This is a genomic window from Clostridium sp. ZBS15, from assembly GCF_023845705.1.
Classification (GTDB): Bacteria; Bacillota; Clostridia; order Clostridiales; family Clostridiaceae; genus Clostridium; species Clostridium aquiflavi.
Window position 1 is genome coordinate 41,083 of record NZ_JAMQHY010000003.1, and the last position, 6,472, is coordinate 47,554.

The 6,472-nt window shown below is 27.5% G+C and carries 4 protein-coding genes and 1 pseudogene; 1 reads left to right on the forward strand and 4 read right to left on the reverse strand.

The window, feature by feature from the left end; all coding sequences use genetic code 11:
- Positions 1–170 precede the first annotated feature (170 nt).
- A complete protein-coding gene (locus NG904_RS01555; protein ID WP_252211711.1) occupies positions 171–422 on the forward strand; it encodes a hypothetical protein in 252 nt (83 codons plus the stop codon).
- A 142-nt stretch (positions 423–564) separates the two neighbouring features.
- Here the strand turns inward: NG904_RS01555 and NG904_RS01560 are convergent, their stop codons facing one another.
- From NG904_RS01560 to NG904_RS01575, 4 genes and pseudogenes are all read right to left on the reverse strand, one after another.
- Entirely contained in the window at positions 565–2,658 is a 2,094-nt protein-coding gene (locus NG904_RS01560) for an MBL fold metallo-hydrolase (protein ID WP_252229345.1), read from the reverse strand.
- Between the two features lie 276 nt (positions 2,659–2,934).
- Positions 2,935–4,224 (reverse strand): M18 family aminopeptidase, encoded by a 1,290-nt coding sequence (locus tag NG904_RS01565; RefSeq protein WP_252229347.1) that lies wholly within the window; start codon positions 4,222–4,224, stop codon positions 2,935–2,937.
- Positions 4,225–4,380: 156 nt separating this feature from the next.
- Positions 4,381–5,565 (reverse strand): RNA-guided endonuclease InsQ/TnpB family protein, encoded by a 1,185-nt coding sequence (locus NG904_RS01570; protein ID WP_252229349.1) that lies wholly within the window; start codon positions 5,563–5,565, stop codon positions 4,381–4,383.
- Positions 5,507–6,121, reverse strand: a pseudogene (locus NG904_RS01575) (IS607 family transposase); the annotation flags it as partial. The gene NG904_RS01570 and the pseudogene NG904_RS01575, both read right to left, overlap by 59 nt.
- Positions 6,122–6,472 lie beyond the last annotated feature (351 nt).

Below are 6,472 nucleotides of genomic sequence, written 5' to 3' on the forward strand. Positions count from 1 at the left end.
AAGTTTAATTACTCAGTCCATTTTACTTATGCATATATAAATATATGCGATATTTTAATTTTTACAAATTTAACCTAGTATTAAATTTGAGTTTATTCAAATAATATTACTGTAAATATTAATACCTCCAAATAAACATTATTTTTAAAATATTAAGGAAGTGATATTCTATGAATAATGAAAAATCGCCTTATCTACCTAAGGTAAGAACAGATTATTATCCAACACAAAGCAAAATAGAAAGTGTTTCTGAAGACGGATCAGTTGCCATTAGTTTACCTAATCCAGCCGTGGATGATATTGTTGTAAATAACATCGCTTCCATGGAATTTGATTATACTCAAGATATGACGTCTAGTGAAAATTCCGACTTAAATAGCACTGATCCTGAAAAAAATTATTTTAAACATTGTAACAAATAATTTTAAACTCCCGAGAAAATAAAACAGAGTACTTAATGACATACATCATTAAGTACTCTGTTTTTTGTTATTATATTTTTAATGTTCAATTACTAAGTCCACTTTTTTTATTCATATATCAACATTGTATTAAAACATAATTTTAATATTGAACATTCCATCCATCTTCTGTTGCATATAATGAAACACCATCTTTAAGTCCAGTTTCAAATAAAGTTACTCTTCCTGTTACTAAATTAGTGTAAGCATCATTTTTCATTATTTGATTAGTTTCTCTAGGAATTATACCAATATCTGCTCCAATATAATTTACAAACATATAACTTGAAGATGTATTTATTCCATGATGTGGAACTTTTAATACGTCTACTCTTGAATGTGCTAAAAGATCTGATTCTACTATATCTTTTTCAGCTAGCCATTCTATATCGCCTGTAAATAATGCGCCTAAATCACTATATTTTAAATATACTAAAGCTGATTGATTATTTATTTCCCAATAATTAGCTGAGACTCTTTTGTCAAGTGGTTTTGCATAGTACGTATCTCTATTAACAAATTTCAAAATACCTTCTTCATCGATATCTTGTCCATAAACTGCATTTATAACTTCTATATCAAGATCTTCTATTAAATCCATAGTCTTTTTAAATACCCTATAGTCTTCTTTCATAATCTTGATATCACCAGATTCTGATCCAGTTTCCTTTAAATCCAAACAATCTTCTAAATAACTTTTTTCAGGCATATATATTTTTTCTACATTAAAATTCTTAAGAATTTTATATAGACCTCCAATATGATCTGAATGAGGATGAGTTATTATAACATGATTGATTATTTTTTTATCATCTTCATCTTCTTTCATATCTTGACTTTCTAAAAAGTCTATTACTTTCTTTTCACTATCTTTTGTATTTAATCCAGTATCAATCAATGCAGTCTCTCCATTTGGAAGTTTTATAAATATACAATCTGCATTTCCAACATCTAAATATTTTACATAAAGATATTCATCTATTTTTCCGCCACCTTTATATAAACCGCTATCAGTAAAGCTTTCAGGTTTACCATCTATAATTATATTGCCTGTTGCTAATTCCCCATTTGCTTTAACATAATATTTTTTATCATTATTTTCTATCCATTCATTAGATAACATTTCACCATTTTTATTTGAATAACATTCCTTGTCATTCTTTCTATAAAAGCCTGTCTCCAATGCCCCACTGCCATTAAAATAGTACCATTTATCATCTATATTCATTTTTCCACTAGCCATTTCACCAGTTTTATATAGATAATATTTATCCGTACCTAATTTTATCCATCCATTTTGCATTTCTCCATGCTCATCAAAGTAATACCATTTGTAATCTACATAGTTCCAATTAGTTCTCATTGCACCATATTCATTAAAATTGTACCATTTACCACTAAAGTCTTTCCATCCAATAGCAACTGAATAATCATCATTAAAATAATAAGTATTCTTGTGAAGTACATAATTCGGATCTTTACTAGGATCTACTATTTCATACTCATCTTCTTTAGAGCTTGTACTGTTTAAATCAGTATCATTTTCTTCTTTATTATCTTCAAGAGAGTTTACTTCTTCCCCCTTTTTGTTATCTTCTTCTACTTTTTCTGAATTTTTAATATCTTCATTATTATTCTCAGATTCTTTAATTTTTTTATCTGTTTTTTTATCATCAGATTTTATATCATCCTTGTCTTCATCTTCTGGTATATCTTTATCAACTTTAGTGTTTTCTTTTTCATTCTTCTTTAAGATTGGTTCATATACTTGAGGATTAGTTTCCGTTCCTTTATATATGTATTCCTCTATTTCAAACCAGCCTCTTTTTTGTAACATTCCATCTTCAGTAAAATAAAATCTTTTTCCATTAATAACATGCCAACCTGGTTCTGGAGTTTTTTCCTCTTGGTCTAGAACTTCATCAACATCTTCTTTTAAATCCTGTTCTTTTGAATTACTTTCAGATAACTTGTCCCCTTTTAAATTATTTTTTTGTGATTTACTATCTTTATTATTTTTCTCTTGTGATTTATCTTTTTGTAATTCATTTTCTAATGAGCTATTTTTTTGTGACTTAGAAAGATCACTTGTAGCTGCATATGCATTTACATTGGGACATATACCACTTATAAATGTTGTAGCCATAATTAATACTATAACTCTTTTCTGTAAATTAAAAATAACAATCCCTCCCATCAAAAATTTCCTTCATATATTATACCTTTATTAGGATATTTTCTCAAATAAATATACACCCCTGGGGTGTAATTTTTTCCAGATGCATAATTTTTATTAATTTAATGACATTATGTATAAATTGTATCTTTATTTTTGCAAATGAAAAGACTGTCTCTTAATTAATACTCTTAAAATATTAAGCTTGATACTTAATTACTTTTTGTTTAGAGACAGTCTTGTTAATTTTTTAAACTAATGTTTATACTACACTATAAACATTAGTTTAAAACATGATTATAATGAAAGAAATTCCGTAAATGCTTTTATTGTATATTCATTATCTTTAACACTTGCAAGTTCTCTTACTGAATGCATTGAAAGTAATGGTGCACCCATATCTATAACTGGTATATTTAATTTAGATGCAGTTATTGGTCCTATTGTTGTTCCACCCTTAACATCTGATCTATTCACAAATTCTTGACATGGTACATTTACATTTTCACAAACTTGTTTAAATATTGCTGCTGCGTAGCTGTCTGTTGAATAACTTCCTGATGCCGCAATTTTTATAACTGGACCACCTCCAATAAGTGGTCTGTTTGTTGGATCGTGCTTTTCTGTATAGTTTGGATGAAGAGCATGAGCTAAATCTGCTGAAATCATAACTGAGTTTGATAATGATCTCTTGAAATCTTCTCTATCTTTTCCAAGTGCTAATGTTATTCTTTCTAATATATTTTCAAGTAATGAAGAATTTGCTCCTTGAGATGTTAAGCTACCTATTTCTTCATTATCAAGTGCCACTAAAACTTTTGTTGCTTTATTAGATTTACTTTGAAGTAATGCCACAAGTCCTGCATATACCATCCAAAGGTCATCTAGTCTTCCTGCTGAAATGAATTCTTCATTCATTCCAAATAAGCATCCTTTTTCATATTCATATACGAATAAATCAAAATCTACGATTTCTTTTTCTTCTACATTTAAGCTTTCTGCAATTAACTTAAGTAAGTAACCGTCTTTCTCTAACTTATCAGTAGCCATTGTAAGTAATGGTAATGTATCTTTTTGTCTATTATATTCATAGCCTTCATTAATGCTTCTATTCATGTGTATTGCTAAACTCGGTATTATTAAAACAGGCTTATTTAGATCAACTAATTTAACTTGTGGTTTTAGTGGATTGCTTCCTTTTAATGTAACTCTTCCAGCTACCCCTAATGGTCTATCAAACCATGTGCTAAGTATTGCACCACCATAAACTTCTGTGTTTAATTTAACATAATGGTCTTCTACTGTCATTTCTGCATGTGGCTTTATTCTGAATCCTGGAGAGTCTGTATGAGCTCCTATTAATCTAAATCCTTCTTCTGCTATATCTCCACTTCCAATTTCGAATCCTATTATTGCAGATTCATTTTTCATAACATAGTATTTTCCACCATGCTTTAAATCCCACTTATCACATTCCTTAATTTCTACAAATCCTTCTTTATCTAAGATTGATTTAACTTCATTAGCACCATGAAATGCACTTTTACTATTATTTATAAAATTTAATAAATCTTTTGCTGTGTTCATAAAAATTCTGCTACTCAAAATATGGACAAATATACCCATATTGATATTATTACTACTTCAACGAATCCAATTTTGCCGAAGCTACTCTTGTTTGTAAGACTCTCCATAGTCGTAAATTCCCCAAATAGCCTTGGGTACATATATACATTTGCTTGATTATGCAACTTTGTATATTTTTGCATTTTCTAAATTAATTGAAGCATTATAATCTCTATCTATACTAGAATTACATTCATTACATTTATAAACCCTATCAGATAGTTTTAAATCTTTTTTATATGCTCCACAACAACTACAAGTTTTACTTGAAGGATAAAATCTATCTACAATTCTTAACTCAATTTCATTAAGATTACACTTGTACTCAAGTTTAACCCTAAACTCATAGAATTTTTGTTGTGCTACTGCCTTAGATAAATGCTTATTTTTCATCATTCCACTAACATTTAAATCTTCAATAGTTATATAGCTTGGTTTTTGCTTAACTATTTTATTAATTGTCTTATTTATATAGTCAGTTCTAATATTAGATAATCGTTGATGAACTCTTTGTACTTTGACTATTTGTTTTTGGATATTTTGTCTAGTAGCTTTTCCTTTCTTATTTTTATTTTTTAATTTAAAACTTTCATATTTTCTTGAAAGTCTTCTTTGTTCACGTTTCAACTTCTTTTGTAATTTTTTCACTCTTACAGTTTTATTAATATTCTTCTTGTGAGTACCATTAGAGATAACTGCAAATTCTTTAATTCCAAGGTCGATACCTATTCCTTTTGTATAAGGTCTATCTTCACTTTTGTGCTCTTCTTCAATTACTACTGATACAAAATATCTATCAGCTTTCTTAGATATTGTACCATTAACAACCTTTGCGTTAGTTGGGATATATCCAAATTCTTTTAGTCTTACCCACTTTAAAGTAGGAATATTAATTTTATGTCTTTCTGTTTTCCAATCTGTTTTATTATTTTTAGGAAAATAAAGTTTAACATCAGACTTATTCTTCTTCTTAAATCGTGGAAACTTAGATTGACCTTTGAAAAATCTTTTGTAGGCACTTTCAGCATTACAAATAGCTTTTTTCCTTGCTTTAGAACCACATAAATTTATCCATTTATATCCTTCTAAAATTTTAATTTCATTATTGATATACTTATCAAAGTTATTAGCACTTAAAGTCGCTTCTTTTTTAGAGATTAATCCATCTTGAAACTGTTTATATAATTCTTGATTTGTAGCCAAATACTGATTATATAACCATCTACAAATACCAATGCCTTGATTAATCTTCTTTTTCTGCTCTTCCGTTGGGTGTATCTCCGTTTTGTATGCTCGTAGCAACTTCTTTATCCTCCTTAATCTTTTTCTTATACTTTCTAAGACCATATATTCTACAACTAAACACATGAAGTATTGATATTGTATCTTGAACTAACTCTTCTTGTGGTGAAAGACTTTCATTATTTACAACTATAACTTTAGTATCAAATTTCCCTAAAAATCTTTCAAACCATGAATACCCAAATCGTATAAATCTATCTTTATGAGTTACTAATATAGAATCAATTTTGTTTTCCATACATTCCTCTAAAAGTTTGTTCCACTTTTTACGATTGTAGTTTAGTACACTTCCTATATCTGTAATAACTTCATCTACAATAATACCTTTAGCATTTGCAAAACTCTTTAGAAATTCAATTTGATTAGCTAAATCATCTTTTTGATTATTTGTAGAAACTCTAGTATATATAACTATCTTTCTATCTATATTATTCTTTAATCCCTTGAACTCTAAATATTGGTCATAAGTATAGTATCTTCGATTAGTTGAAGTACGTTTTGCTTTTAATATACCTTCTCTATCCCAACGTTGAAGTGTTTTAACTGATACATTTAATCACATTTTTTCAATATTTTTTAATAACTATTTTACACTCCTTTCAATATAATAGTCTTAAAAACCATCATATAAAGTAAAGCTTTTACATTTAAAATATAATTTTTCATTTCAAAGATAGCATTTAAATTATAAGATTATTTTGACTATTATTTGTAACTAAAAATTATTATATATTTACATAAATTACATATATAATAAATGTATTAATATAGTCATATTATCAAATTCTATAATTTAAATCAAACAATCTATAAATATAAAAATACAGTTTATATCTTATTTTATCCTTTAATATAAAAAGACTATTGTAAAATTTTAATTACTCCGCCCACTTTGCTTATGCATATA